Origin of the sequence: Amycolatopsis sp. VC5-11 (genome assembly GCF_037034185.1) — a bacterium.
GTDB lineage: Bacteria > Actinomycetota > Actinomycetes > Mycobacteriales > Pseudonocardiaceae > Amycolatopsis > Amycolatopsis nivea.
In genome coordinates, this window is sequence record NZ_JBAGKF010000030.1 from 1 (window position 1) to 25,071 (window position 25,071).

Consider the following 25,071-nt stretch of genomic DNA (forward strand, 5'->3'; position numbering starts at 1 on the left):
GCACGATCCGGAGGGTTCCCCTCACAGATGTCGGCAGGAGCGGAGAGCTGGCCGCACACCACAGCTACCGAGAAAACCCCAATGCGGCATTGGGTGCATCTGACGCACCCAATGTGGCATCGGGGCGCTTGAAGCGGGGCAGGTCAGCCGCGCTGGGTGCGGACTCCGAGCAGCACGTCCTCCCAGGACGGCACGATCGGATGGTTCTTCTTCGCCTTCGTGCGCGGCTGCTCGGCTTCGTCGCCGTCGGACTCGCCCGGGACACGCGGGATCTCGCGGGTCTCGTCGTCGCCCTCGTCCGGACCCTCGATGGCGCGCGGTTCCTCGACGGCGTCGAGCGTCGGCTGCACCACCGAATCGCGGGCGGGGGCCAGCGCCCGCACGGTGCGCGGGGCGACGTAGGAGTTCGGGTTCAGCAGGACTTCGGCGTTCTCGTCGAGCGCGTGCACCGTTCCGCCGTGTGCGCCGGGCGAGAACGACCAGTGCGCGCGGTTGTCGGAGCGGCCGGCTTTCCAGCGCAGCACGACGACCCACTTGCCGTCGTCGCCGCGCCAGGCGTCCCAGGCGGCCTGGTTGTAGTCGTGGCCGCGGACGCCGAAGGCGTAGGCGATGACCTCGCCGAGCGTCTGGACGTCGGGCCCGTCCTCGCGGACCGGGTGCGCCGACTGCGCGAGTTCCGCCGTGCGGGACCGTTCGAGCAGCACCGGATAAGCGAATCGCTCCACCCGCTGCGTCGAGACGCCCGCGCTGCTCGCGACCTGCTCGACGGACTCGCCCGCGCGGATTCGCGCCTGGATCTCGCGTGGCCGCATCTGGCTCTCCAACTCGATCTCGATCTGGCCCAGCCGGGCTATGTCCCCCCTCGCCGCCGCACGCAGTCTCTCGTCGGCCGGGAGCAGGAAGCGGGTACGGCTCGCCGGGTCCTCCAGCACGAGGGACTTCCCGTCCTCGTGCAGCCCGACCACCCGCAACGCCCGCATTTCTCGCCTCCCCGGTGTTCACCTTTGTGGGTGCCCACGTTAGAACGGCGCGTCGGCTTGACGTGCGAGGCGCGCCGACGCCTCACCCATCCGAACTCAATCCGACGGCACTTTCCCGGCCATTTTCGCCGCGCCGGAGATCGGTCACACTCGTGACACGCCGACCACGGTCTGTCACGAACGAGTGGTCATGAACGCGAACCGCCCCGCGAGCCGGAGGGCTGGCGGGGCGGTTTGGGCGTTTCGGCGCGTTTTCGGTTCAGCCGAGCCGTTCCACGACGTATTCGATGCTCTGGGTGAGCTTCGTGACGTCGTCCGGGTCGATCGCCGGGAACAGGCCGACGCGCAGCTGGTTGCGGCCCAGCTTCCGGTACGGCTCGGTGTCGACGATCCCGTTGGCGCGCAACGCCTTCGCGACCGCGGCGGCGTCGACCTCGTCGGCGAAGTCGACCGTGCCGACGACCTGCGAGCGCAGCTCCGGGTTCGTCACGAACGGCGTGGTGTACGAGGTCTTCTCGGCCCATTCGTACAGCCGGCTCGAGGATTCCTTGGTGCGCGAGGTGGTCCAGTCGAGGCCGCCCTGGCCGTTCATCCACTCGATCTGCTCGGCGAGCAGGAAAAGCGTGGAGACGGCGGGGGTGTTGTAGGTCTGGTCCTTGCGCGAGTTGTCCAGCGCGGTGGTGAGCGACAGGAATTCGGGGATCCAGCGGTCGCCGCCGCCGATCTCGCCGATCCGCTCGATCGCGGCGGGCGAGGCGAGCGCGATCCACAGCCCGCCGTCGGACGCGAACGACTTCTGCGGCGCGAAGTAGTAGACGTCGAAGTCCTCGGCCTTGACCGGGAGACCGCCGGCGCCGGACGTCGCGTCGATCGCGACCAGCGCGCCGTCGCTGCCCTCGGGACGCCGCACCGGCACCGCGACGCCGGTGGAGGTCTCGTTGTGCGCCCAGCCGACGAGGTCCGCACCCTGCTGGTAGGCGATCTCCGGCGCGCTGCCCGGGTCGGCCTTCACCACGATCGACTCGCCGAGGAACGGTGCCTTGTTCGTGACGGTCGCGAACTTCGAGGAGAACTCGCCGTAGGTGAAGTGCTGGGCGCGCTCGCGCACGAGGCCGAACGCGGCGGCGTCCCAGAACGCGGTCGTCCCGCCGTTGCCGAGGATGACCTCGTAGCCGTCCGGGAGCGAGAACAGCTCGGACAGCCCGGCGCGCACCCGGCCGACGAGCGACTTGACCGGCTTCTGCCGGTGCGAGGTGCCGAGGTAGGTGGAACCGGACCGGGCGAGGGCGGCGAGCTGCTCTTCGCGGACCTTCGAGGGTCCGCAGCCGAAGCGGCCGTCGGCCGGCTTGAGGTCTGCTGGGATCGTCAACTCAGCGTCGGTCATGTGCTTAGTCTCTCAGGTCGGGACAACGCAGGTAACGGCGGTTGGCGGGTGTCCGACATGTGGAATCGTGACGGAAACGCACGGTTACCGGCCGCGCTGGCGGTGGTTTGCGCTCTTCTCCTTGGCCGTGCTGGTGCAGCCGAGGGATTCGACTGCGCTGATCGGCCTTCCCCTCGGCCTGGCGGCGACCCTGGTGCTGGTTTTCGTGCCCTGGCGACGCGCGTGGTTCCGCCGTCGAGCAGTCCCTGCCGCGCTGTTCGCTCTTTCCGTGGCGTTCACCGGGTTTGTCGTTGTCGGGTTCTTCGTCGAGCCGCCGAACCCGGACGAGGTCGGCTCGGCCGTTTTCGCGCTCGTCCTCGCGGTCGCGTTCGCCGCCGCGTCGGGGATACCACCCATTGGGACCACGGACAGGAGATCCCGAGACTGCTGCGCGTCACGGTTCGCCCGCGCGGCTACCTGACTTTGCTCGGCGGCCCGCCGGAGCAGGCGCGCGAACTCCGGCGGACCGGACGGTTGCGCTGGACGGGGCCCGGCGACGCGGTGGTGGCGGGGTGCCGTTGCTGGAACTGCATACGGACACTCCGGAGACGGTGCCTGCTGCGCTGGAGGGCGGGTTCGGAGGTGGCTGCTTCGCGGGGATCGTGCTGGAGACTGTGCGGCCTTGACGCGTGGGAGACGGCGAAGCTCTGCACAGAGATCTGGGCGAGGGCTCTGTTCTTGCGTCCCGGAGCAGGTTGTCCACACCCGTCCCCGGTTGTGGACTAGTCGGCCCCTGCATGCTCTAAGCGCCGGTTTCGTCGGGTAGCGCCGGTAGAATGGGCATGGGCAGCCCCCCCCAGAGGAGGGTGGGGGTGCGCCTTCGGCCCAGGCTTCGGAAGCACGAGCTGGCTCGTGCTTGAACCCGGCTGGCCGGCGCGGTTCGGGATCGAGCGTTGCCCGCCGGAACTCGCCGCCGAGCTGATCGAGCATCGGCGGTTGTGGGTGTTCGGCACTCCGGAGATGGGCGAGGCTCTGCTGGGACTGCCCGGCCAGGGTTTCTGCGCGAAGGCGTGGTTGTCCCCGGCCGGGCGAGCGCCTGCCTATGGCGCCGAAGCCCCCGGCGTCAAGGCCGCAGCGGAGTGACTCAGCGCCACCCACCCTCGTCCAGTCCGCCCGGGATCGGTGCGGCCGGGTCGTACGGCGTGCGGCTGAAGATGAACGTGGCGAGGTTCAGGTGGTTCGCCGTGCCGTTCGCGTCGCGGCCGACGGTGAGTGTTTCGCCCGCGTAATAGCCGTCCAGGCCGATCCACGTGTCCGGGCCCTCGGGGCGGAACCGGGACGCCCGGCCGGCGCCGACGGCCGGGTTCAGCGAGATCAGGCCGTCGCCCTGCACGCGCAGGAAGTACGGCGTCGGGCCCCAGTGCCACAGTCCGGTCAGCGCGAGCAGCTCCGGGTCCACAGTGGACGGGAGCCATTCCTCGGGCAGCGCTGGTTCGAGGTCGTCGGCGGTGGTGATCAGGTCGAGGCACAGCTGGGTGATGTTGACGCCCGAGGTCGAGTTCGCGAGGCACAGCGCGCCGGTGCCGCTGCGCGGGTCGACGATGGTCGCGGCGAGGAACCCGGGCATCGATCCGGTGTGCCCGGCCAGGTGCCTGCCCTGGTAGCGCACGACCATCAGGCCGAGGCCGAACCCGGTCGACCACACCTCGGTGTCGTCGACGGTGTTCATCGTCCGCATTTCGTCGACGGTGTCCGGCGAGAGCACGTCGCCGGTGTGGCCGCCGAGGAACGACGTCCAGCGGCCGAGGTCGGTGACGGTGGACCAGAGCTGCCCGGCCGGGGCCATCGCGCCGGCGTCCGGCCACTTCTCCGGCATGAGCACGTCGGCGAACGGGTGCACGGCGAATCCCTCGGCGTGCGCGCCTTCCGGGTGCGGCGTCGTGCGGTTCATGCCCAGCGGGGCAAGGATTTCGTCACGCACGACGTCGAACCACGGCCGCTCGCGGAGCCGGGCGACCAGTTCGCCGAGCACGCCGTAGCCGACGTTCGAGTAGTGGAATTTGGATCCGGGACGCAGCTTTGTCGCGCCCTTCTCCAGGCTCGAGACCAGCGCCGCCCAGTCCGCGCCGGGCGCGCGTTCCCACCACTGGCCGGGCGATTCCGACGTGAGGCCCGACGTGTGCGACAGCAGCTGCGCGACGGTGACCGAGCCGAACGCGGTGCCCGGCAGGTGCCGTTCCAGCGGGTCGGTGAGGTCGAGTTTGCCCTCGTCGCGCAGCCGCAGGACCGCGGTCGCGATCATCGTTTTGGTGATCGACCCCAGCCGGTACTGCGTGTTGTCGTCCGGGCGCTGGTCGCCGACGCGGCCGCGGGCTCCGGACCAGACGACGTCGCCGCCTCGGACGACAGCGGCGACGAGGGACGGGGCGCGGCTGACGGACTGCTCGTGTGCGAGCCGTCGGTACAGGGCGAGTTCGGTGGTGTCGAGCATGGCCGTCATTCTGCCCGGGCAGTTCAGCCGAGCAGTTGCCGGTCCAGCGCCGTCGTGACCGCTGCCGTCCGGTCGGAAACGCCGAGCTTCGAGAACACCCGGAGCAGGTGCGTTTTCACCGTCGCCTCGCCGATGTGCAGCTCGCGGCCGATTTCCGCGTTCGTGCGGCCCTTCGCGACCAGCCGCAGCACTTCCACCTCGCGCGCGGACAGCGGCGAGGCCGGCGTCGGGTTCCGCATCCGGTGCACGAGCTTGCCCGCGACCGACGGTGCCAGCACGGTTTCGCCGCGATGCGCGGCCCGGATCGCCCCGGCCAACTCGGCGCGCGACGCGTCTTTCAGCAGATATCCCGACGCGCCCGCCTCGACCGCGCGCAGGATGTCGGCGTCGGTTTCGTACGTGGTGAGCACGACGATCCGGCGCGCGGGCGTTTCCTTGAGGATCGCGTGGATCGCGCCGACCCCGTCGAGGCCCGGCATGCGCAGGTCCATCAGGACGACGTCGGGCTGTTTCACGCGGTCGAGCGCCACCGCTTCGTCGCCGGAACCGGCCTCGCCGACCACCGTCAGGTCGTCCTCGGCTTCGAGCATGCCGCGCAGTCCTTCGCGCACCACGGGATGGTCGTCGACCAGCATGATGGTGATCACGCGGGCACCTCCAGTTCCAGTTCGGTGCCGCCGTTCGCGCCGGTCCGCACTTCCAGGGCGCCGCCTACCTGCTCGGCCCGCGAACGCATGCCGCGCAACCCGAATCCGGCTCCGTCGGCATCCGGGGTGAAGCCGCACCCGTTGTCCTCCACGCGCAACCGTATCGCTCCGTCCACAGCGGACAGCCGCACGCGGACGAGAGTCGCGCCCGAATGCTTGCGCACGTTCGACAGCGCCTCCTGCGCCGCGCGCAGCAGTACCACTTCGACCGCAGTGGACAGTGGCGGCAGCGCATCGTCCACTTCGCACTCGATCGGAATGCCGATCTCTTCGGCAAGCCGGTCTGCCTGCCGCTGCACGGCTTCCGGCAACGAGCCGGTGGCCAAATCGGACGGTGCGAGCGCGGCGACCATCGCACGGGCTTCGGCGAGATTCTCGCGTGCGGTGCGGCCGGCGAGCGCGAGATGTTTGCGCACTGTGGACAGATCAGTGTCCAGTTCGGACTCGATCGCCTGGGTCAGGGTGATGATGCTGGTGAACCCCTGTGCGAGCGTGTCGTGGATTTCCCGCGCCAGCCGTTCGCGTTCGGCCGCGGTGCCCGCTTCCCGCGACAGGCGGGCGACCTCGGCCTGACTGGATTCCAATTCGCGGATCAGCTCGGCGCGGGCGCGGCTCTGCTTCAGCACATCGCTGGTGAACTTCCCGGCCAGCACGCTGAAGACGATCAGGATCGCGGTCATCGGCAGCAGGACCGAGAGCAACTGGTTGTCCCAGCCGCCGTTCAGCACCGCCGAGACCGGTTCGAGCAGGATGAGCAGCGTCGTCGCGACCACCCCTGGCCGCAAATCCAGCAGCATGAACAGCAGCGGGCAGGCGAGGAACAGCACGAAGCTCGCCGAAGTGGTCGCGAGAATGGCGGTGCCGGTCAACGCGATCAGCGCCGCCGCCGCGACGGCCCGGGCGGTTCCGTTGTCCTCGCCGTGCACGACGCGCCGTCCCACGGCCAGGTAGCCGACCGCGATCGCGCCCATCGCGGACTCGGCCACGATCTTCTCCGCCGCCGATCCGTCGTTGAAGAGCACCAGGAAGGCGGTCGCCAGGTAGGCGACCGCGAACAGCACTTCCCAGGACCAGTACGACCGCTCCCACGCGTCGGCCTGGTTCACTTCGCTTCGTTCGTCCACCGGAACGTCACCCTCGCGAGCACCAGGCCCACCACGCACCACACCGCCAGCACCAGCGCCACCTTCGGAAGCTCCCATGTCCCCGCCATTTCCTGGGTCGCGGCCTCCGGCGGAAGGAACACCGAGCGGAAGCCCTGGCAGATCCACTTCAGCGGGAAGAACGACGCGACGTCGACCATGATCCTCGGCAGGTTCGTGATCGGCGTGACGAACACCCCGGAAATGAACTGCAGCACCAAGTACACCAGCTGCACGAGCGCCACGGTGCCGTTCGCGGTGCGGGTGGCCGAGCTGATCGCGATGCCCAGCAGCGTCGAGGAGACGATCCCGAGCAGCAGCACCCAGAGCAGGGTCAGCCACTTCGCCGGATCGGACGGCAGTTCGAGACGGAACAGCAGCATCGCCACCGCGGCCATCAGGACGGTCTGCGACACGCTGGTCACCGCGACCATCACCATCTTGCCGACGAAATAGGCCGCCGCGGGCATCGGCGTGCCGCGCAAGCGTTTCAGCGCACCGATTTCCCGGTCCGCGGCGATGCCGATGCCGACGCTGTTGAACGACGTCGACACGATGCCCGCGCCGATCATCCCGGCGGCGAGCAGCTGCCCGGACGACACCCCGCTCTGCCCGGTCGGGCCGTCGAGGATGGAGCCGAGCAGGATCATCAGCACCGCGGGCAGCGAGAAGGTGAACACCACCTGCTCGCGGTTGCGGAAGAACTGCCGCAGTTCGAGCCCGCCGCGGGCGAGGCCCAAGCGGAACGTCCCCGGCAGCGCCATGGTCGTCGTGGTCACGGTTGCTCCCCGATCAGGTCGAGATAGACGTCTTCCAGGCTGGGGCGCGTCACGGTGAGACCGGCGAGTTCCCCCTGCGTGCCGGCGAGTTGCGAGACGAGCTTCGTCGGGAACTGCGTGCGTTCCTCGTGACTGCCGCGTTCGTCCTGCCACCGCACGACCGCCTCGGCGCGTTCGCGGCCGCCGAGCGTCGCCGGCGTCCCCTCCGCGACGACCGAACCGCGCGCGATGACCGCGAGCCGATCGGCCAGCGCCTCGACCTCGTCCAGGTAGTGCGTGGTCAGCAGGATCGTGGTGCCCTCGTGGGCGAGTCCGTCGATGAGCCCCCAGAACTGCCGCCGCGCCTCGGGATCGAAACCGGTCGTGGGCTCGTCCAGGAACAGCAATTCCGGACGGCCGACGATGCCGAGCGCGACGTCCACCCGGCGGCGCTGCCCGCCGGACAGCGCCTTCACCCGCGCGCCCGCCTTCGCGGTGAGGCCGACCTGGTCGATCACCTCTTCCGGATCCCGCGGGTTCGGGTAGTACTTCGCGAAGTGCCGCACGGTCTCCGCGACGGTCAATTCCGCCGCGTCGCCGGCCGTCTGCAACACGATGCCGAGGCGGGCGCGCCACGCGCGTCCCGCGGTACCCGGGTCCTCGCCGAGGACAGTGGCTTCCCCCGCCGTCCGCTGCCGGTGCCCCTCCAGGATCTCGACGGTGGTCGTCTTGCCCGCGCCGTTGGGCCCGAGCAGGGCGAACACCTCGCCGTCACGGATGTCGAGATCGATCCCGGCCACGGCGAGGTGGCCCGGGTACTCCTTGCGCAGTCCGCGCACTCGCACTGCTGTGCTCATGGGTTCAGCGTGCGCCGCGGAGGGCGGTTCGCGGGACGTCCGGGCAGTGGAATCCGGCTGTCCGTCGAACGGTGGACACGCTGGTTTCCCGTGGAACCACGACGGCCTCTGTTGACAAGTTGTCTAACATGACAAGATGTCTCACAAGCAGGTGACGGCCAGTGACGGAGTTCGCCTTTCGGTCCGGGTGAGCGGCAACCCGGACGGGCCCACGGTCGTGCTCGTGCACGGATATCCGGACAACAGCTCGATGTGGGACGGCGTCGCCGAAGAGCTGCGCCGCGACCACCGCGTGGTCGTCTACGACGTGCGCGGCGCGGGCGAATCCGACAAACCGCGGGAGCGTCGGGCGTACCGGCTGGACCAGCTCGCCGACGACCTCGCCGCGGTGGTCGACGAGGTGCAGCCGTCCGGCAAGGTCCACCTCGTCGCGCACGACTGGGGTTCGATCCAGGCGTGGCACGCGGTCACCGGCGACCAGCTGCGCGGCCGGATCGCTTCGTACACCTCGCTTTCCGGGCCCAGCCTCGATCACGCCGGCGCGTGGTTCCGTGCCCAGCTGACCCGGCCGACGCCGCGTCGCCTCGGACACGCGCTTCGGCAGTTCCTGCACTCGTATTACATCGTCGCGTTCCAGGTGCCGCTGATCCCGGAACTGTTGTGGCGCACCGGAATCATGCGCACGATGATCCGGAAGCTGGAGCCCGCCGAAACGTCGCCCAAGACGTCGGACGGGGTGCACGGCCTGAAGCTGTACCGGGCGAACATGGGCCCGCGGCTGTCCCGCCCACGCCCGCGTCCGGCGGAAATCCCGGTGCAGGTGCTCGCGCCGACCGGCGATTCGTACGTCACCACGCCGCTGCAGACCGAGGTCGAGCGCTGGGTGCCGGATCTGCGTGTCCGGCGCGTGATCGGGTCGCACTGGATCACCCGGACCAAGCCGGAAGTGGTTGCTGCCGCGGCAGCTGAGCTGATCGCGTCGGTGGAAATCGGCGAGGAAACGCGGGCGCTGCGGCGGGCGCGGGTCGGCGGCGGCAGCGGTCGCTTCGCGCACCACCTCGTCGTCGTGACCGGTGCGGGCAGCGGGATCGGGCGGGAGACCGCGCTGGCGTTCGCGGCCGAGGGTGCCGACGTGGTCGTCAGCGACATCAACGGCGATTCAGCTGCGGAAACGGCGAAACTGGTGCGAGAGCGCGGAGTCGACGCCGGTGAGTACACAGTGGACTCTTCGGACGGCGAGGCGGTCGCCCGGTTCGCCGCACAGGTGCGGGACGAGTTCGGCGTGCCGGACATCGTGGTGAACAACGCCGGGATCGGCATGTCCGGCCCGTTCCTCGACACGACGATCGAGGACTGGGAGAAGGTCGTGGACGTCAACCTGTGGGGCGTGATCCACGGGTGCCGCGCGTTCGCGCCGATGATGAAGGAACGCGCTGAAGGCGGGCAGATCGTCAACCTCGCTTCTGCCGCGGCATACCTGCCGTCGAAGATCCTCACCGCTTACGGCACCACGAAGGCCGCGGTGCTCGCGTTGAGCAATGGCTTGCGCGCGGAGTTGGCGTCCGAGGGAATTGGCGTGACCGCGGTTTGCCCGGGATTGGTGAACACCAACATCACCAAGACCACTAAGTTCGTCGGCGTGGACGAGGTCGAGGAGAAGCGGCGCCAGAAGGAATCGTCGAAGCTCTACGCCCGGCGCAATTTCGGTCCGGAACGAGTGGCGCGCGACATTCTGCGTGCGGTGGAGAAAAACGTCGCGATCCAACCGTCCACTCCGGAAGCGAAGGTCGCGCTGGTCCTTTCGCGGCTGACGCCAGGTTTGCTGCGCGCGGCGGCGAAACTGGACGTCACGCCGTGAGCCGTCCGCGCCGGATGACCGCGCAGGCCCGGCGGGACGATCTGATCGCGGCCGCGCTGGATTTGTTCGGCAGCCGGGCCCCGGAATTGGTCACGGTGGACGACATCGTGGCGCGCGCCGAGGTGTCGCGGCCGTTGTTCTACCGGTATTTCCCGAGCCTGCGGGAACTGCAAATGCAGGCGTTGCGCACGGTCACCGACGGTTTGGTCGACCGGCTCGCGACGCTTGAGGAAGGCCCGCCGGAAGAACGGTTGCGCGCGGCCGTACGGGGACTGGTTGATGTCGCCGCGCATTACCGCGAAGGCTATGTCGCGTTGCTGCGCAGCGGTTCGGTCATCGCCACTTCGGAGACGGACGCGGCGATCGACGAGGTCCGCAACCGTGCCGTCGAGCTGATCCTGGAAGCGCTGCCGATCCCCGAACCGTCACCGTTGGTGCTGCTGACCCTGCGCTGCTGGACCGCGGTGGTCGAGGGCGCGTTGTTGTCGTGGCTTCAAGAAGGCACCGTCCCGCGCGAAACGCTGGACGGCTGGCTGGTCGACCAGCTCACCGCGATGCTCGCCGCCACCGACGCGCACGTCTGAAAAGCCGTGAAGGCCCCCTTGGAATCAAGGAGGCCTTCACGGACTTGGCTCAGATCTGGGTGACGCTGTCCCAGCCGTCGACCTCGGACGGCGTGCGCGGGCCGGGGCCGACGTACTTCGCCGACGGACGGACCAGGCGGCCGGTCTGCTTCTGCTCCAGGATGTGCGCCGCCCAGCCGGCGGTGCGCGCGGAGGAGAACATCGCGGGCATCATGTGCGGCGGCACCTTCGCGAAGTCCAGGATCACCGCGGCCCAGAACTCGACGTTCGTTTCGATCGGGTGGTCCGGACGGCGTTCGCGCAGCTCGGCCAGCGCGGCCTGCTCCAGCGCGGCGGCCACCTCGTAGCGCTCCGCGCCCAGTTCCTTGCAGGTCCGGCGCAGCACGCGGGCACGCGGGTCCTCCGCGCGGTACACGCGGTGGCCGAAGCCCATCAGCCGCTCCTTGCGGTCGAGGATGCCCTTGACCAGCGCGCGGGCGTCACCCGTGCGCTCGACCTCCTCGATCATCGGCAGCACGCGCGCCGGGGCGCCGCCGTGCAGCGGGCCGGACATCGCGCCGATCGCGCCGGACAGCGCCGCCGCGACGTCCGCCCCGGTGGAGGCGATGACGCGCGCGGTGAAGGTGGAGGCGTTGAGGCCGTGCTCGGCGGCGGAAACCCAGTACGCGTCGACCGCCTTGACGTGCGCCGGGTCCGGCTCGCCGCGCCAGCGGATCATGAACCGCTCGGTGATCGACTTGGCCTCGTCGACCCGCGACTGCGGCACCGCGGGCTGTCCGATGCCGCGCGCGGACTGCGCGACGTAGGACAGCGCCATCACCGAAGCGCGGGCGAGCTGGTCGCGCGCCTCTTCGTCGGTGATGTCGAGCAGCGGCCGGTAACCCCAGATCGGGGCGAGCATGGCGAGCGCGGCCTGGACGTCGACGCGGACGTCGCCGGTGTGTACCGGAAGCGGGAACGGCTCGGCGGGCGGAAGCCCGGTCCCGAACCGCCCGTCGACCAGGAGACCCCATACGTCGCCGAAGGTCACCTTCCCGGCGAGGTCCTCGATGTCGACGCCGCGGTAGCGCAGCGCACCGCCGTCCCGGTCGGGTTCGGCGATTTCGGTCCGAAACGCGACGACGCCCTCGAGCCCGGGCCGGAACCCGTCGTCGGCGTCGTTCGTGGTGCTGATCGTGGAGGTAGTCACTCTTCGCGAACCCTTTCGATGCGCATTCCCCGGCTGTGTTGTGCACGCGCGGACGGGATACACGCTGGCTCCTTGCGCGCCTCATCGCACGGTGGGACAAACCATGCTCCCTTTGCCCGGCCGGGGCAACGGAAGATGTCGTGGTTTCGGTCACGATTACGAGAACGATTCAGTCCAGGTGAGCGCTGGACGCCACTTTCTCCCGTCCGGTGAGGTGACCGCAGACTGGTACCCCGGTGGCGCGGAGGTGAACCCCGGCTTGCGGAGGCGGGCGGAGGTCACTCTCGGTGAGCGGGACGGGCGCCCTGCGTGCTCCGAAGTGGCAGGCCGCGCGCCGGGGTGAAATTGCGGAATCCTCGCCGCGGCGTTTCCGGCTTGTCCGAATTCTTTTCTGGTTCGGCGGACAACCGCGGTCCACGCCGCGTAAACACTGTGTTGCCGAATCAGGCGGAGCGGTCGCTCCGGTGGTAGACCTTTGCCATGCACCTGAGCCCGCAGGAACGCGACAAACTGCTGGTCCACGTCGCGGCGGACGTTGCTCGCAAACGGCTCGAACGCGGTCTTCGGCTCAATTATCCCGAAGCCGTCGCGCTCATCACCGATTACGTCGTGGAGGGTGCTCGCGACGGACGCACGGTCAGCGAACTGGCGGCGGGCGGGCGCGCCGTGCTGACCCGGGCGCAAGTCCTCGACGGGGTGCCGGAAATGGTCGATTCCGTGCAGGTGGAAGCCACGTTCCCGGACGGCACCAAGCTCGTCACGGTGCACGAACCGATTGCTTGAGGAGGAATTCGTGCGGCCAGGCGAGATCATTCCCGGCGACGAGCCGGTGCCGCTGAATCCGGGGCGCGGCCGGATCCGGCTGCGCGTGCGCAATCTCGGCGACCGGCCCGTGCAGGTCGGATCGCACTATCACTTCGCCGCGGTCAATCCCGGCCTGGAATTCGACCGCGAAGCCGCCCGCGGGCACCGGCTCGACGTGCCCGCCGGGACCTCGGTGCGGTTCGAGCCGGGCATCGACCGCGAGGTCGACCTGGTTCCGCTCAGCGGAAACCGGCGGGTGCCGGGGCTGCGGGCCGAATACGCCGGGGAGTTCTGATGCCGGAGATCGACCGCGTCCGCTACGCCGAACTGTTCGGCCCGACCGCGGGGGACCGGATCCGGCTCGCGGACACCGATCTGCTGATCGAGGTGACCGAGGACCGGTCGATCGGTCCCGGCGGCAGCGGCGACGAGGTGCTTTTCGGCGGCGGGAAGGTGATCCGCGAGTCGATGGGCCAGGGCATGGCGACCCGCGCCGAGGGAGCGCCGGACCTGGTGATCACCGGCGCGGTGATCCTCGACCACTGGGGCGTGGTGAAGGCCGACGTCGGCGTCCGCGACGGGCGCGTCGTCGGCATCGGCAAGGCGGGTAATCCGGACACTATGGACGGTGTCGATCCGGCACTGGTGATCGGCCCGGCGACGGAAGTGCTGGCGGGCAACGGGAAAATCCTCACCGCCGGTGGCATCGACTGTCACGTGCATTTCGTCTGCCCGCAGCTGGTGGACACCGCGCTCGCGGCCGGACTGACCACTTTGGTCGGCGGAGGAACCGGGCCGAACGAGGGCACCAAGGCGACCACGGTGACTCCCGGTGCCTGGAATCTCGGACGGATGCTGTCCGCAATGGACGGACAGCCGGTGAACGTGTTGCTGCTGGGCAAGGGAAACACCGTCCGGCAGGAAGCTCTGCGCGAACAGCTGGCGGCCGGAGCGGGCGGGTTCAAGCTGCACGAGGATTGGGGTTCGACGCCGGCCGCGATCGACGCCTGTCTCACGGTCGCGGACGAATCCGGCGTGCAGGTCGCGATCCACACGGACACGCTCAACGAGGCCGGGTTTCTGGAGTCCACGGTGGAGGCGATCGGCGGCCGGTCGATCAACGCCTACCACACCGAGGGGGCAGGCGGCGGACACGCGCCGGACATCATCGAGGTGTCCGGAATGGCGAACTTCCTTCCCTCGTCGACGAATCCGACCCGGCCGCACACCGTCAACACTCTCGACGAGCACCTCGACATGCTGATGGTGTGCCATCACCTGAACCCGTCGGTGCCCGAGGATCTCGCGTTCGCGGAAAGCCGGATCCGGCCGAGCACGATCGCCGCCGAGGACGTGCTGCACGATCTGGGCGCGATCTCGATGATGAGTTCCGATTCGCAGGCGATGGGGCGGATCGGCGAGGTGATCATCCGGACCTGGCAGACCGCGCACGTGATGAAGGGTCGCCGCGGCGCGCTTCCCGGCGATGGTGCCGCGGACAACCTGCGTGCCCGTCGTTACGTCGCGAAGTACACGATCAACCCGGCGATCGCACACGGAATGGACGCGGAGATCGGCTCGGTGGAGGTCGGCAAGCTCGCCGACCTGGTGCTGTGGGAGCCGAAGTTCTTCGGCGTGCGCCCGCATGTGGTGTTGAAGGGCGGCTTCCCGGCGTGGGCGGCGATGGGAGACGCGAACGCTTCGATTCCCACGCCGCAACCGGTGCTCGCGCGGCCGATGTTCGGTGCCGCACCTGCGGTTGCGGCCGCGTCCAGCCTGCATTTCGTGGCTCCGGAAGCGCTGGATTCCGGTTTGGCGGAGCAATTCCGCATCGCCCGGCCGTTGGTGCCGGTCGCCAACACCCGACGCCGGACGAAGGCCGACATGGTGCTGAATGACGCGACCCCGGAGGTGCGAGTGGATCCGGACAGCTTCGCGGTCCGCGTGGACGGGGAACTGATCGAACCGCATCCGGTGGCCGAATTGCCGATGGCGCAACGGTATTTCCTGTTCTGATGGACCCGGTCGCTCTCATTCTCGCCGACTCCCGGTTCCCGGGCGGTGGGCACGTGCATTCCGGCGGCCTCGAAGAGGTGGCCGCGCGCGGTCTCGTCCGGTCCGAACGCGACCTGCCCGGATTCCTTTTTGGACGGTTGCGTACCGCGGGATTTCTCGCCGCCGCGTTCGCCGCTGCCTCAGCGCACGCCGCGGCGCGGGCTGTCGAGAGTGTCCATTGGCGACGGCTCGATCAGGAACTCGACGCCCGCACGCCCTCGCTCGCGCAACGGGAAGCGTCGCGAGCGCAAGGCCGCGGCACCGCGCGAGCCGGACGTGCGGCGTGGCCGTCGCCAGTGCTGTCCCAGCTGCTCGCCGAGACGCCGCGCCCGCACCATCCGATCGTCAGCGGCGCGCTCGTCGGAATCAGCGGCGGCAGTCCGTTCGACGCGGCCATGGCGATCGCTTACCTCGCTGTGAGCGGCCCGGCGAGTGCGGCGGTTCGCCTGCTCGGGCTGGATCCGTTCGCCGTGAACGCGGTGGTCGCGCGGCTGGCCGGACCGTTGCGCGAAGTCAGCGGCCAGGCCGCCGAGACCGCCGGTGCCGATCCGGCCGATTTGCCCGCGCCAGCGTCGCCGGCGCTGGATCTGTTCGCCGAGGAACACGCTCGGCATCACCAGGAAGAGGTGCGTCTCTTTGCCAGCTGAACACGGTCACGGGCATTTCCACGCGGTCAACTTCGACCCGACCGCCGCCGAACCGGACCACTACGCCGCGGCGCCGACCGCCGGCCGGGCGTACCGGATCGGCATCGGCGGCCCGGTCGGCAGCGGCAAGACCGCGCTCACCGCCGCACTGTGCCGCGCGCTCGGCGGAGAGCTGAATCTGGCCGTGGTCACCAACGACATCTACACGACCGAGGACGCCGACTTCCTGCGCCGGGCGGGCGTGCTGGACCCGGAGCGGATCGAAGCGGTGCAGACCGGCGCGTGCCCGCACACCGCGATCCGCGACGACATCACCGCGAACCTCGACGCAGTCGAACGGCTGGAGGAGAAGTTCCCGGGCCTGGAACTGGTCATCGTGGAAAGCGGCGGCGACAACCTCACCGCGGTGTTCAGCCGCGGCCTGGCCGACAGCCAGATCTTCGTGGTCGACGTCGCGGGCGGGGACAAGGTGCCGCGCAAGGGCGGCCCCGGCGTGACGACGGCCGACCTGCTGGTGATCAACAAAACCGACCTCGCCCCGCTGGTCGGCGCCGACCTGACCGTGATGACCTCCGACGCCCACCACATGCGCGGCGACCTCCCGGTGTTCACCCAGTCCCTAGTGGACACTCCGGACGCGCCCGCGGTGGCGGACTGGGTGCGCTCGCTGGTGCCGGTCCGGCAGGGGTGAAAGCCCACGCACGCCTGGTCGCCGCCTGCGACGACGGGCGGACGGTGCTGCGAGAACTGAAGTCGATGGCGCCGCTGACGCTCGTCCCGCGTCGCCAGCGCGGCCGCGGTGCGGTGGTGCACCTGGTCAACTCGGCCACCGCTCCGCTCGGCGGCGACGAACTGCGGCTCGAGATCCACGTCGGGGCGGGTGCGGAGCTGAAGCTGTCCGGCGTCGCGGCGACCCTCGCCCTGCCCGGTCTGCGCGACGTGCCCAGCTTGTCCACTGTGGAGGTCGTCGTCGAGCCCGGCGGTTCCTTCGCATACCTGCCGGAGCCGACCGTCGTCACCGCCCGCGCCGACCACGTCGCCGTGCTGCGCGCCGACCTGGCCTCCGACGCCCGGTTCCACACCCGCGAGGTCCTCGTCCTCGGCAGGGAAGGCGAACGTCCGGGCCGGTTGTCCTCCACAGTGCACGTGACCTGCGGCGGAGTTCCGGCACTCCGGCAGACGCAGACCGTCGGCGACGCCATTTTGGACGCGAGCCTCGCCGTGCTGGCCGGACATCGGGTGCTGGTGACGGAGATCGAGTTCGGCCGCGGATGCGGCCCGGCGGAGTCAGGCCCGTGGTGGTCGCGGACGCCGCTGGCCGCGGGCGGGATGCTGACCACTGCCCTGGCCCCCGACGTCGTGACGGCCACAGCTCTGGATCGATCCCGGACCAGCAGGTGAACAGCGGATGGCGGCCAGGCGTGGCAGGAGTCACCGTTCGGTGGGTTTCGCCGGGACCGGCGACCCAATACCGTCGCTGAATAGCCGTGATTCGACACCCTCACCAGGGGTAACGGAGGTTGGGCCGGATGACACCGGAGATCGACGAGGCGGTCGTGCGGCTGCCTGGCATGCGGGTGGCTTACGACAGCGCGCCGTTTGACGAGTCGGCGCTCGCGGCCACGTGGCATGACCAGCTGGAAAGCTGGCTGAGCCAGGCGGTGTCCGAAGCACTCGCGGAACCCAACGCGATGGTGCTCGCGACCGCCGACGCCGAGGGCAGGCCTTCTTCGCGCACGGTGCTGTGCAAGGGCTTCGACGAACGCGGAGTGGTTTTCTACACGAACTACACGTCGGCGAAGAGCCACGACCTCACGGCGACGCGCTACGCGTCGGCCACCTTCCCCTGGTACCCGCTGCACCGCCAGGTCACGGTCCGCGGCGAGGTCGAGAAGGTCAGCGCCGACGAGACGGCCGCCTACTGGGCCCAGCGCCCGCGCGGGTCGCAGCTGGGAGCGTGGGCGTCGCCGCAGTCGCGCGTGGTCGAGGGGCGGCGGGCGTTGGACAACGCGCTGCGCAATATCGAGCGCCGGTTCGGCGATGTCGAGCAGATCCCGGCTCCGCCGCATTGGGGTGGTTGGCGGATTCGGCCGGACTTTGTCGAGTTCTGGCAGGGGCGCGAGGATCGGATGCACGACCGGTTGCGGTTTCACCGGACTCATGACGGGTGGCATGTGGAGCGGTTGGCTCCTTGATCGTTGCTGCTCGTCGCCTGGCGGCGACATTGCGTCCGGCGGTGAGGCGGGGCACCCCGATTTTTCAGTGTGACTACGGCGCTGGGGTGCTTGTCAAGGCGGGAAAGATGCCTTGACAAGCACCCCAGCGCCGCGTTTTTGGCTTCGTATCGGGGGCGGGGGAGGTGTGGGTGCCTCGCTTTGGGTGCATCGGCTGCGGTTCGGTGGGTGGCGGGACCGTCGAGGGTCGTGAGGGGAACCCTGAGGGAATCTGATTCCCTCAGGGTGGCCCTCACGGACTTTCCCCAAGGGTGCGCGGGCCTCCGTGCGGGGAAAATCACCTGCGCCAGCTTCGTTAGCACAACTAAGCTGATAGCTCGTGACTTCAGAACCGGGGATACGCCCGCCCCGTACCGGGGCTCGCAAGCTCCTCGGCCGGATCGTCGTCGACACTCGTCCGCTCCGGATTCCGGCGTTTCGGCGGCTGTGGATGTCCACCGCGGTGACCGCGGTCGGGTCGCAGCTCACCGCGGTCGCGGTGCCGAAGCAGGTTTTCGATATCACCGGATCGTCCGGGTACGTCGGGCTGACCGGTGCGGTCGCGCTCGTTCCGTTGCTCGTGTTCGGGCTGTGGGGCGGGGCGATCGCGGACGCGGTCGACCGGCGGAAGCTGCTGCTCGTCACCAACGTCGGCGTCGCGATCACCTCCGCGCTGCTGTGGCTCCAGGCCTTCACCGGGATGCATTCGGTGTGGCTCGTGCTCGGGCTGCTCGCCGCGAACCAGGCGTTTTTCGCGATCAACATGCCCACGCGCGGCGCGGTCGTCGCGCGGCTGGTGCCCGCTCCGCTCCTGCCGTCGGCGAACGCGCTCAACACCACGATGGCCACGTTCGGCGCGGTGTTCGGGCCGCTGTTCGGCGGGGCGCTGATTCCGGTGATCGGACTGTCCACTTTGTACTTGGTGGACGTCTGCGCGCTGGCGATCACGCTGATCGCGGTGTGGCGGCTGCCCTCGATCCCGCCGCTCGGCGAGGGGACGCGCAGGGCAGGGATCGGCTCGGTCGTCGACGGATTCCGTTACCTGGCCCATCAAAAAGTGCTGCTGGCGTCGTTCGTCGTCGACATTATCGCGATGGTCGCCGGCATGCCGCGCGCGTTGATCCCGGAGATGGCCGAGCGGACGTTCGGCGACCCGGCTGGCGGCGGTCCGGCGCTCGGCATGCTCTACGCCGCGCTGCCCGCGGGCGCGATGCTGATCGGGTTGTTCTCCGGCTGGCTGCACCGCGTGCAGCGGCAGGGCACGGCGGTCGTCATCGCGATCTGCTGCTGGGGTGCGGCGATGGCCGCGTTCGGGCTCGCGCATTCGCTGTGGCTGGCGGTGATCTTCATGGCGCTCGGCGGCGCGGCGGACATGGTCAGCTCCGTCTACCGGCAGGCGATCCTGCAGACCGCCACCACCGACGAGATGCGCGGACGGCTCCAGGGCGTCTTCACCGTGGTCGTCGCGGGCGGGCCGCGGATCGCCGACCTCACGCACGGCTGGTCCGCAGCGGCGTGGGGGACCAAGATCGCGGCGACCGGCGGCGGGTTGCTGGTGATCGTGCTGGTGGTGGCTTCGCTGGCCGTTCTGCCCGGGTTCTGGCGGTATCAGGCTCCAGTCGAAGAGGGCCACTGACAGTAGTGTTACTCCGTTCGGAATAGCATGCCCGATATGCGTGCATATCCGATCGCTCTGCTGATCTCCGCCGCCGCTGTTCTGACCGCCTGCTCTTCTGGTGAGCAGAAGGCCGCCGCACCGACGCCGCCGCCCGCGAGCAAGGCGCCGGCCTCCTCGTCCGCGCCCGCCGCCAAGGCCGCCGACACCTGCTCCTTGCTGCCGTCCGACGACGTCTCCAAGGCGATCAAGATCCCGGACATCACCTCGAAGGCCGGACCCGCCCACGACAATCCGAGCAACGGCGGCAAGGCCACGAGCTGCGAATACGTCGTCGAAGGCAAGACCGCGGGCGCGCTCGCGGTGACCCGCTACGAGGGCCGCAAGGCCAAGCCCGCCGACATGATCGCCGCGATCAAGAAGGCCAAGCCGGGCGCGGTCGACGTGCCGGGCTTCCCGGACGGCGCCGTTTTCTACACCGACGAGCAGAAGACCGCCACGCTCGCCGCGGCCAAGGTGTCCAACGGGGTTCCGGTGCTGGTCAACTACACCGGACCGGTCAAGATGACCAAGGAAATGATGACCCCGCTCGTGCACACGGCGGTCGCCAAGGCCTGACGGCCGACTTCCCGTAAGCGTCCGGACAAGGCACACTAATCGCCCATGACGGACGTGAGCGAGGGCACATCCAAGGTCGCCGAACCGGCTTTGCTGCGGGTCATGGGCCCGAAGCTGCTGCTGTTCTTCGTGGTCGGCGACATCATCGGCACCGGCGTGTACGCGCTGACCGGGCAGGTGGCCGGACGCGTGGGCGGCGCGTTGTGGCTGCCGTTCCTGCTGGCGTTCGTGGTCGCCTTCATGACCGCGTTCAGCTATCTCGAACTGGTCGGCAAGTATCCGCGCGCGGCGGGCGCGGCGCTGTACACGAACAAGGCGTTCGGGGTGCCGTTCCTGACCTTCATGGTCGCGTTCGCGGTGATGTGTTCCGGGATCACGTCCGCGTCGTCGGCCGCGGTGGCGTTCGGCGCGACCTATCTCGCGGCGTTCGTGAAGCTGCCGACGGTGCTGGTCGGCATCGCGTTCGTGCTCCTGCTGGCGCTGATCAACTTCCGCGGCGTCGGCGAATCGGTGAAGGCCAACGTCGTCCTCACCTGCATCGAATTGTCCGGGCTGTTGATCATCATCGGCGTCGGCGTGTGGGCGGTGCTGAACGGGAACGGCGAACCGTCGCGGCTGGTCGAGATCGACACCGCGGACAAGACGTGGCTGGTCGCCATCTCCTCGGCGACGTCGCTCGCGTTCTTCGCGATGGTGGGTTTCGAGGACTCGGTGAACATGGCCGAGGAATGCCATGACCCGGTGCGGATTTTCCCGCGCGCGATGCTGTGGGGCATGGTCATCGCCGCGACGATCTACGTGCTCGTCTCGGTGACGTCCTCGCTGCTGGTCCCGGCCGCCGAACTGGCCGGCGCGAAGAGCGACGCGCTGCTGAGGGTGCTCGACATTGGTGCACCGGGCTTCCCGCGGGAGATCTTCTCCGCCATCGGCCTGTTCGCGGTGATCAATTCCGCCTTGATCAACATGCTGATGGCCAGCCGTCTGCTGTACGGCCTTGCGAACGAACGCGTCCTGCCGCCGGTGTTCGGCCGCGTGCACCCGACTCGCCGGACGCCGTGGGTGTCGATCATTTTCACCAGCGTCATCGCCATCGGTCTGGTGTCCTTTGTGGACATCAGTGCGCTCGGCGGGACGACCGCGTTGCTGTTGCTGGTGGTGTTCGCCATCGTCAACATCGCGCTTTTGGTGCTGCGCAAGGACAAGGTGGCGCACAAGCATTTCCGCGCGCCCACGGTGGTGCCGGTGCTGGCCGCGGTGTTCTGCCTGTACCTGGTCAGCCCGCTGTCCGGCCGCCCGGCGCAGGATTACCAGGTGGCCGGCATCCTGCTCGCCGTCGGCTTCGTGTTGTGGGTGGTGAACCTCCTGGTGAAGCGGGCGCTCAGTGGTGCGTCATCGCGGCCTGGAGCCACCAGGCGCTGAACCCGGCGATCTTCGCGTCGACCACCAGCGGACGGTCGAGCCCGGCGGCGACCCGCGTCGCGACCTCGTCGAGGTCTTCCTTGGCGCGGACGGTGACCGCGTCGCAGCCGTAACCGCGCGCGATGGCGGCGAGGTCGGTGTCCGGGAAGGTGACGGTGTCGGCCGGATGTCCGCCGGGCTCGAAGAAATACACCTCGGCACCGTAGGCGTGGTCGTTGTAGACGACGATGAGCATCGGCAGCTTCAGCCGGACGACGGTTTCTAGTTCGGCGATGCTCATCAGGAACCCGCCGTCGCCGCACGCTGCGACCGGGAAGCGGTCCGGCTGGGCGAGTGCTGCGCCGATCGCGGTGGCGAGTCCGAGGCCGATCGACTGGAACGCCTGGGTGAAGCAGAAACCGTTCTCGTCCGGGACGTCCAGGTACATCGTGGGGTAGCCCATGAAGTTCCCGGAATCGACACCGACGACCCGGTTGGCCGGAATGAGTTCGTCCAGCGCGGCGGACAGCGTCCGCGGGTCGATGACCTCGGCGGTCCCGGCGTCGTCGTGTTCGTTGTCGCGCCAACGGATTTCCCGGGCGATCCGGTCCTTGAGCTCGTCGCTGCGATATCCATTGTGGACTTCGACCTGTTCGGACACCGCCGCGGCGGTACCGCCGACATCGCCGACGATGCCGAGGTCGACCGGCCGGTTCCGGCCCAGCGCGGCGGACTCCAGATCGACCTGCACCAACGTGGTTTCCGGCGAAAGCAGCCGTCCGTGTGCGGTCGTCCAGTCATTGAGCGCGGATCCCCAGCCGACGACGACGTCCGCGCCCTGAATCAGCTCAGTCGTCAGCGGCGACGAAAACCCGCCGGACACCCCGATCGCCCACGGTTCGCCGGTGAACAGTCCTTTCGCGACCGCACCCTCGGCGAGCAACGCTCCGCAACGGTCTGCCAGCGCGACCAGTTCGGCCCGGGCTTTCCGGGAACCCCGTCCACAAAGGAATACCGGACGCTCGGCTCGCTGCAGGAGCGAAGCGAGCGCCTTCACGTCCTCCTCAGCGGCGCGTGGTTGCGGCAGTGCCTCGATCGCGGTCAGCCCATCGAGGAGGCTTTCATCGAACGGCTCGGCCTGCACTTCCAACGGGAGTCGCAAAAGGACAGTGCGCCGGTCGCGCCGAGCTTGCGTGAACGCTCGCCGCACGTCGGCCAGCGCGGTTTTCGCTGACCGCACCAGAATGCTGCTCGCCCCCACGGATCGAGCGAGCGCGTCCTGGTCGATGTGGAAGTTAGACATCGGATCGGTCGCTTCGCCGGTGACGATGACCAGCGGGGTCCGGCTCTTCGCCGCCTCGCCGATGCCGGTGGTCGCGTTGCCCAGCCCGCAGCCCTGGTGCACCGATACCGCCGCGACCTCGCCGCTGCACCGCGCGTAGGCGTCGGCCATCGTGGTCGCGCCGCCCTCGTGCCGAGCGGCGACGAACTCGGCACCGCCCTGGATCAGGCCGTTGGTGAAGTGGAAATTCCCGCTCCCCACCACACCGAACGCCTTGCGGACGCCGAACCGGGCCAACGCGATCCCGACGGCTTGGGCAACGTTCACGACTCAACTCCCGGCGTTACCGCGAGCACGCGCGCCGGACTGCCGGTCCCGCCGACGATCGGCAGCGGGCAGACCACGACGAGCGCGCCGGTCGGCGGCAGCGAGCCGAGATTCTGCAGGGAAGTGATGCCGTACTTGTCCGCGCCGAGCAAATGGTGGTGCGCGGGCATCGGCGGGTCGAGCGCGAAGCCGTTCCCGGAGTCGATGCCGACAGTTTCCACGCCGTACCCGGCGATCGGCGTTTCCTCGGCAAGCCATTTCGCGGCGGCGGCCGAGATGCCGGGCGTGTGGCTGGCCCCGTCGGAGAAGTTGAGGAACGCGTCGCGGTCCTGAGCGTATTGATCCCATCCGGAGTGCACGAGCAGCCAGCCGCCCTCGCGCAACGGTCCGTGCTCGCCCTCCCACGCCTGGATGTCGGCGATCTCCAGCAGGAAGTCCGGATTGCCGGCGACGCGCGCGGAGATGTCGAGGACGTGCGCGGGGCCGATCAGCCTGCTGACCGGCAGCTCCGAAACGTCCGCGCCGTCGCGGTTGGAGATCCAGTGCCGCGGCGCGTCGAGGTGCGTGCCGATGTGCTCGCCGGTGTGGATGTTGTTGTGCCGCCACAGCGGTCCGGAATCGTCGAACTCGCTGACGGACTCGAGGCTGAAGTCGATCAGGTTCGCGAACGGCTCGGGCAACTGCAAGGTCGGCGTGGCGGCGCTGAGCTTGTTGGTGAGGTCGACAATCCGCAGCCGGCCCTGCGCGAGCTGGGTCAGGAGCTGGTCGACCCCGGTTTCGGCGGGGGTGCTCATCGGTGCGTCCTCTCGGTCGCGGGGCGCGCTATTGCGGATCCTTGACGGTCGTTGACAGCGCGGAAGGCCATATCTACAGTACCGGTTTCAGCAGCACTGACGGAATAGCTGCCAGAGATCAGTCAGAGTGAACGCGGAGCCCCGACCAGGGCGTCTGGAGCCAGACGGAGCATCGACGCACGGTGCTCGCGCCGTTACGGTGGCGAACGGACCGGTCGCCCGCCAGTCAAGGAACGGAGTGTCGTGACCGACCAGCCCAGCCCAGCCGCTTTCCGGGCGCATTTCCCCGCCTTCGCCGACTCGGTGCACCTCGCGAGCTGCAGCCAGGGCGCGCTGTCGGACGCGCTGACCGCGGAGCTTTTCGAGTTCCAGCACACGATCCGCGAGCACGGGGCGCCGTGGGACAAGTGGATGGCGAAGGTCGCCGAGGCGCGGGCCTTGTTCGCCCAGCTGATCGGTGCGGACCCGGACGACATCGCCGTGGTTCCGTCCGCGTCCGAAGGCGCGTACCAGGTCGCGTCCACCCAGGCGTGGTCGGAACAGCCGGGAATCGTCACGACCGACCTCGAATTCCCTTCGCTGGGCCATGTTTGGCTCGCTCAGCAGGGGCGCGGCGCGGACGTTCAGTTCGTCGCGCACCACGACGGGCTGGTCGACACCGAGGATTACGCCGCGCTCATCACCGAGCGGACGCGACTGGTGTCCGTTCCGTTGGTCAGCTACGCCAACGGTTTGCGGTTCCCGGTGCGCGAAGTCGCCGCACTGGCCCGGGAAAACGGCGCACGGAGCTTTGTCGACGCGTATCAGGGGCTCGGCGTCGAGCCGGTCGACGTGACCGAACTCGGCTGCGACTACCTCGTCAGCGGCAGTCTGAAATACCTGCTCGGCATCTCCGGGATCGCGTTCCTCTACGTCCGGCCAGGCTTGCGCGACGCGGTTTCCCCGCCGCTGACCGGCTGGTTCGGCCGCACGAACCCGTTCGAATTCGACCCGCGGCACCTCGACTACCCCGAGCACGCGCGCCGCTTCGAGACCGGGACGCCGTCGATCCCGTCCGCGTACGGCGCGGTCGCCGGGCTGAAGCTGGTGCACCAGGTGGACGCGCACCGGGTCCGTGACCACATTGGACTGTTGACCGGGCAGCTGCAGCAGCGGTTGCTCGACGCTGGGGAACAGCTCCGGTCCCCGCTGGACGACGCGCGGCGCGGTCCGCTCGTCGCCTTGGCCGACCGGGATCCCGACGCGCTGGCGGCGTTCCTCGCCGGGCGGCGGATCGTGTGCAGTGCCCGCGGCGACGTGCTGCGGATGTCCTTGCACTACTACAACGTCGAGTCCGATCTCGACGCCGTCGTCGCGGCGATCGCCGAGTACCGGGCGAGCCAGTAGGGA

The 25,071-nt window shown here is 69.2% G+C and carries 25 protein-coding genes; 15 read left to right on the forward strand and 10 right to left on the reverse strand.

What is annotated here, in order from left to right; all coding sequences use genetic code 11:
• Window positions 1–143 precede the first annotated feature (143 nt).
• Together sepH and serC are read right to left on the reverse strand one after the other, a co-directional pair.
• Entirely contained in the window at window positions 144–980 is an 837-nt protein-coding gene (gene sepH / locus WA670_RS42795; RefSeq protein WP_037819957.1) for a septation protein SepH, read from the reverse strand.
• Between the two features lie 259 nt (window positions 981–1,239).
• Window positions 1,240–2,364, reverse strand: a complete 1,125-nt coding sequence (gene serC, locus WA670_RS42800) for a phosphoserine transaminase (RefSeq protein WP_043830521.1) — start codon at window positions 2,362–2,364, stop codon at window positions 1,240–1,242.
• 67 nt (window positions 2,365–2,431) lie between these two features.
• Between serC and WA670_RS42805 the strand changes: the two genes are divergently transcribed.
• Window positions 2,432–2,824 carry a hypothetical protein gene (locus WA670_RS42805; protein WP_336161880.1) on the forward strand — a complete coding sequence of 131 codons (393 nt, stop codon included), beginning with the start codon at window positions 2,432–2,434 and terminating at the stop codon, window positions 2,822–2,824.
• A gap of 431 nt (window positions 2,825–3,255) precedes the next feature.
• Window positions 3,256–3,486 carry a hypothetical protein gene (locus tag WA670_RS42810; RefSeq protein ID WP_336161882.1) on the forward strand — a complete coding sequence of 77 codons (231 nt, stop codon included), beginning with the start codon at window positions 3,256–3,258 and terminating at the stop codon, window positions 3,484–3,486.
• Window position 3,487: 1 nt separating this feature from the next.
• Here WA670_RS42810 and WA670_RS42815 read toward each other — a convergent pair whose 3' ends face one another.
• The 5 genes from WA670_RS42815 to WA670_RS42835 are packed head-to-tail and all read right to left on the reverse strand — an operon-like array spanning window position 3,488 to window position 8,298.
• Window positions 3,488–4,834 carry a serine hydrolase domain-containing protein gene (locus WA670_RS42815; protein ID WP_336161884.1) on the reverse strand — a complete coding sequence of 449 codons (1,347 nt, stop codon included), beginning with the start codon at window positions 4,832–4,834 and terminating at the stop codon, window positions 3,488–3,490.
• A 23-nt stretch (window positions 4,835–4,857) separates the two neighbouring features.
• On the reverse strand, window positions 4,858–5,481 hold the full coding sequence (locus WA670_RS42820) for a response regulator (RefSeq protein WP_037819947.1): 624 nt from the start codon (window positions 5,479–5,481) through the stop codon (window positions 4,858–4,860).
• On the reverse strand, window positions 5,478–6,665 hold the full coding sequence (locus WA670_RS42825) for a sensor histidine kinase (RefSeq protein WP_240691318.1): 1,188 nt from the start codon (window positions 6,663–6,665) through the stop codon (window positions 5,478–5,480). The genes WA670_RS42820 and WA670_RS42825 overlap by 4 nt, the downstream gene beginning before the upstream one ends.
• Window positions 6,644–7,447, reverse strand: coding sequence for an ABC transporter permease (locus WA670_RS42830; protein ID WP_037819984.1), 804 nt, complete (start codon window positions 7,445–7,447; stop codon window positions 6,644–6,646). The genes WA670_RS42825 and WA670_RS42830 overlap by 22 nt, the downstream gene beginning before the upstream one ends.
• 11 nt (window positions 7,448–7,458) lie before the next feature.
• Window positions 7,459–8,298: an ABC transporter ATP-binding protein gene (locus tag WA670_RS42835; protein ID WP_134729450.1), complete on the reverse strand. Its 840-nt coding sequence runs from the start codon at window positions 8,296–8,298 to the stop codon at window positions 7,459–7,461.
• Between the two features lie 151 nt (window positions 8,299–8,449).
• Here WA670_RS42835 and WA670_RS42840 point away from each other — a divergent pair, with 151 nt between their 5' ends.
• Window positions 8,450–10,156: an SDR family oxidoreductase gene (locus WA670_RS42840; RefSeq protein WP_134729489.1), complete on the forward strand. Its 1,707-nt coding sequence runs from the start codon at window positions 8,450–8,452 to the stop codon at window positions 10,154–10,156.
• Between the two features lie 14 nt (window positions 10,157–10,170).
• On the forward strand, window positions 10,171–10,740 hold the full coding sequence (locus tag WA670_RS42845) for a TetR/AcrR family transcriptional regulator (protein WP_037819941.1): 570 nt from the start codon (window positions 10,171–10,173) through the stop codon (window positions 10,738–10,740).
• Window positions 10,741–10,789: 49 nt separating this feature from the next.
• On the opposite strand, the gene WA670_RS42850 is transcribed toward WA670_RS42845, so the two are convergent.
• Window positions 10,790–11,929, reverse strand: a complete 1,140-nt coding sequence (locus tag WA670_RS42850; RefSeq protein ID WP_037819940.1) for a citrate synthase 2 — start codon at window positions 11,927–11,929, stop codon at window positions 10,790–10,792.
• A 480-nt stretch (window positions 11,930–12,409) separates the two neighbouring features.
• On the opposite strand from WA670_RS42850, the gene WA670_RS42855 reads away from it, so the two are divergent.
• The 10 genes from WA670_RS42855 (at window position 12,410) to WA670_RS42900 (ending at window position 21,300) form a co-directional block, all read left to right on the forward strand.
• Window positions 12,410–12,712 carry an urease subunit gamma gene (locus WA670_RS42855; protein WP_134729449.1) on the forward strand — a complete coding sequence of 101 codons (303 nt, stop codon included), beginning with the start codon at window positions 12,410–12,412 and terminating at the stop codon, window positions 12,710–12,712.
• Window positions 12,713–12,722: 10 nt separating this feature from the next.
• Window positions 12,723–13,028: an urease subunit beta gene (locus WA670_RS42860; RefSeq protein ID WP_134729447.1), complete on the forward strand. Its 306-nt coding sequence runs from the start codon at window positions 12,723–12,725 to the stop codon at window positions 13,026–13,028.
• Window positions 13,028–14,749, forward strand: coding sequence for an urease subunit alpha (locus WA670_RS42865; protein WP_134729445.1), 1,722 nt, complete (start codon window positions 13,028–13,030; stop codon window positions 14,747–14,749). Before WA670_RS42860 ends, WA670_RS42865 begins: the two co-directional genes overlap by 1 nt.
• Entirely contained in the window at window positions 14,749–15,435 is a 687-nt protein-coding gene (locus tag WA670_RS42870; protein ID WP_134729443.1) for an urease accessory protein UreF, read from the forward strand. The genes WA670_RS42865 and WA670_RS42870 overlap by 1 nt, the downstream gene beginning before the upstream one ends.
• Window positions 15,425–16,126, forward strand: a complete 702-nt coding sequence (gene ureG, locus WA670_RS42875; RefSeq protein ID WP_037819931.1) for an urease accessory protein UreG — start codon at window positions 15,425–15,427, stop codon at window positions 16,124–16,126. The genes WA670_RS42870 and ureG overlap by 11 nt, the downstream gene beginning before the upstream one ends.
• The gene (locus WA670_RS42880; protein WP_134729441.1) at window positions 16,123–16,836 is read left to right on the forward strand and encodes an urease accessory protein UreD; all 714 of its coding nucleotides are present in this window, start codon (window positions 16,123–16,125) and stop codon (window positions 16,834–16,836) included. Before ureG ends, WA670_RS42880 begins: the two co-directional genes overlap by 4 nt.
• A 128-nt stretch (window positions 16,837–16,964) precedes the next feature.
• Window positions 16,965–17,630, forward strand: coding sequence for a pyridoxamine 5'-phosphate oxidase (pdxH, locus tag WA670_RS42885; RefSeq protein ID WP_037819929.1), 666 nt, complete (start codon window positions 16,965–16,967; stop codon window positions 17,628–17,630).
• Window positions 17,631–17,988: 358 nt separating this feature from the next.
• On the forward strand, window positions 17,989–19,284 hold the full coding sequence (locus WA670_RS42890; protein WP_051729780.1) for an MFS transporter: 1,296 nt from the start codon (window positions 17,989–17,991) through the stop codon (window positions 19,282–19,284).
• A gap of 36 nt (window positions 19,285–19,320) precedes the next feature.
• On the forward strand, window positions 19,321–19,881 hold the full coding sequence (locus WA670_RS42895) for a DUF3558 family protein (protein ID WP_336161890.1): 561 nt from the start codon (window positions 19,321–19,323) through the stop codon (window positions 19,879–19,881).
• Between the two features lie 45 nt (window positions 19,882–19,926).
• On the forward strand, window positions 19,927–21,300 hold the full coding sequence (locus WA670_RS42900) for an APC family permease (RefSeq protein ID WP_051729779.1): 1,374 nt from the start codon (window positions 19,927–19,929) through the stop codon (window positions 21,298–21,300).
• Here WA670_RS42900 and WA670_RS42905 read toward each other — a convergent pair.
• Together WA670_RS42905 and WA670_RS42910 are read right to left on the reverse strand one after the other, a co-directional pair.
• A complete protein-coding gene (locus WA670_RS42905) occupies window positions 21,260–22,888 on the reverse strand; it encodes a thiamine pyrophosphate-binding protein (protein ID WP_037819925.1) in 1,629 nt (542 codons plus the stop codon). The genes WA670_RS42900 and WA670_RS42905 overlap by 41 nt on opposite strands.
• Complete coding sequence (locus WA670_RS42910; RefSeq protein WP_051729778.1) at window positions 22,885–23,682, reverse strand: cyclase family protein; 798 nt, start codon at window positions 23,680–23,682, stop codon at window positions 22,885–22,887. Before WA670_RS42910 ends, WA670_RS42905 begins: the two co-directional genes overlap by 4 nt.
• Before the next feature lie 243 nt (window positions 23,683–23,925).
• On the opposite strand from WA670_RS42910, the gene WA670_RS42915 reads away from it, so the two are divergent.
• Window positions 23,926–25,068, forward strand: coding sequence for an aminotransferase class V-fold PLP-dependent enzyme (locus WA670_RS42915; protein WP_238604085.1), 1,143 nt, complete (start codon window positions 23,926–23,928; stop codon window positions 25,066–25,068).
• The last annotated feature ends 3 nt before the right edge of the window (window positions 25,069–25,071 follow it).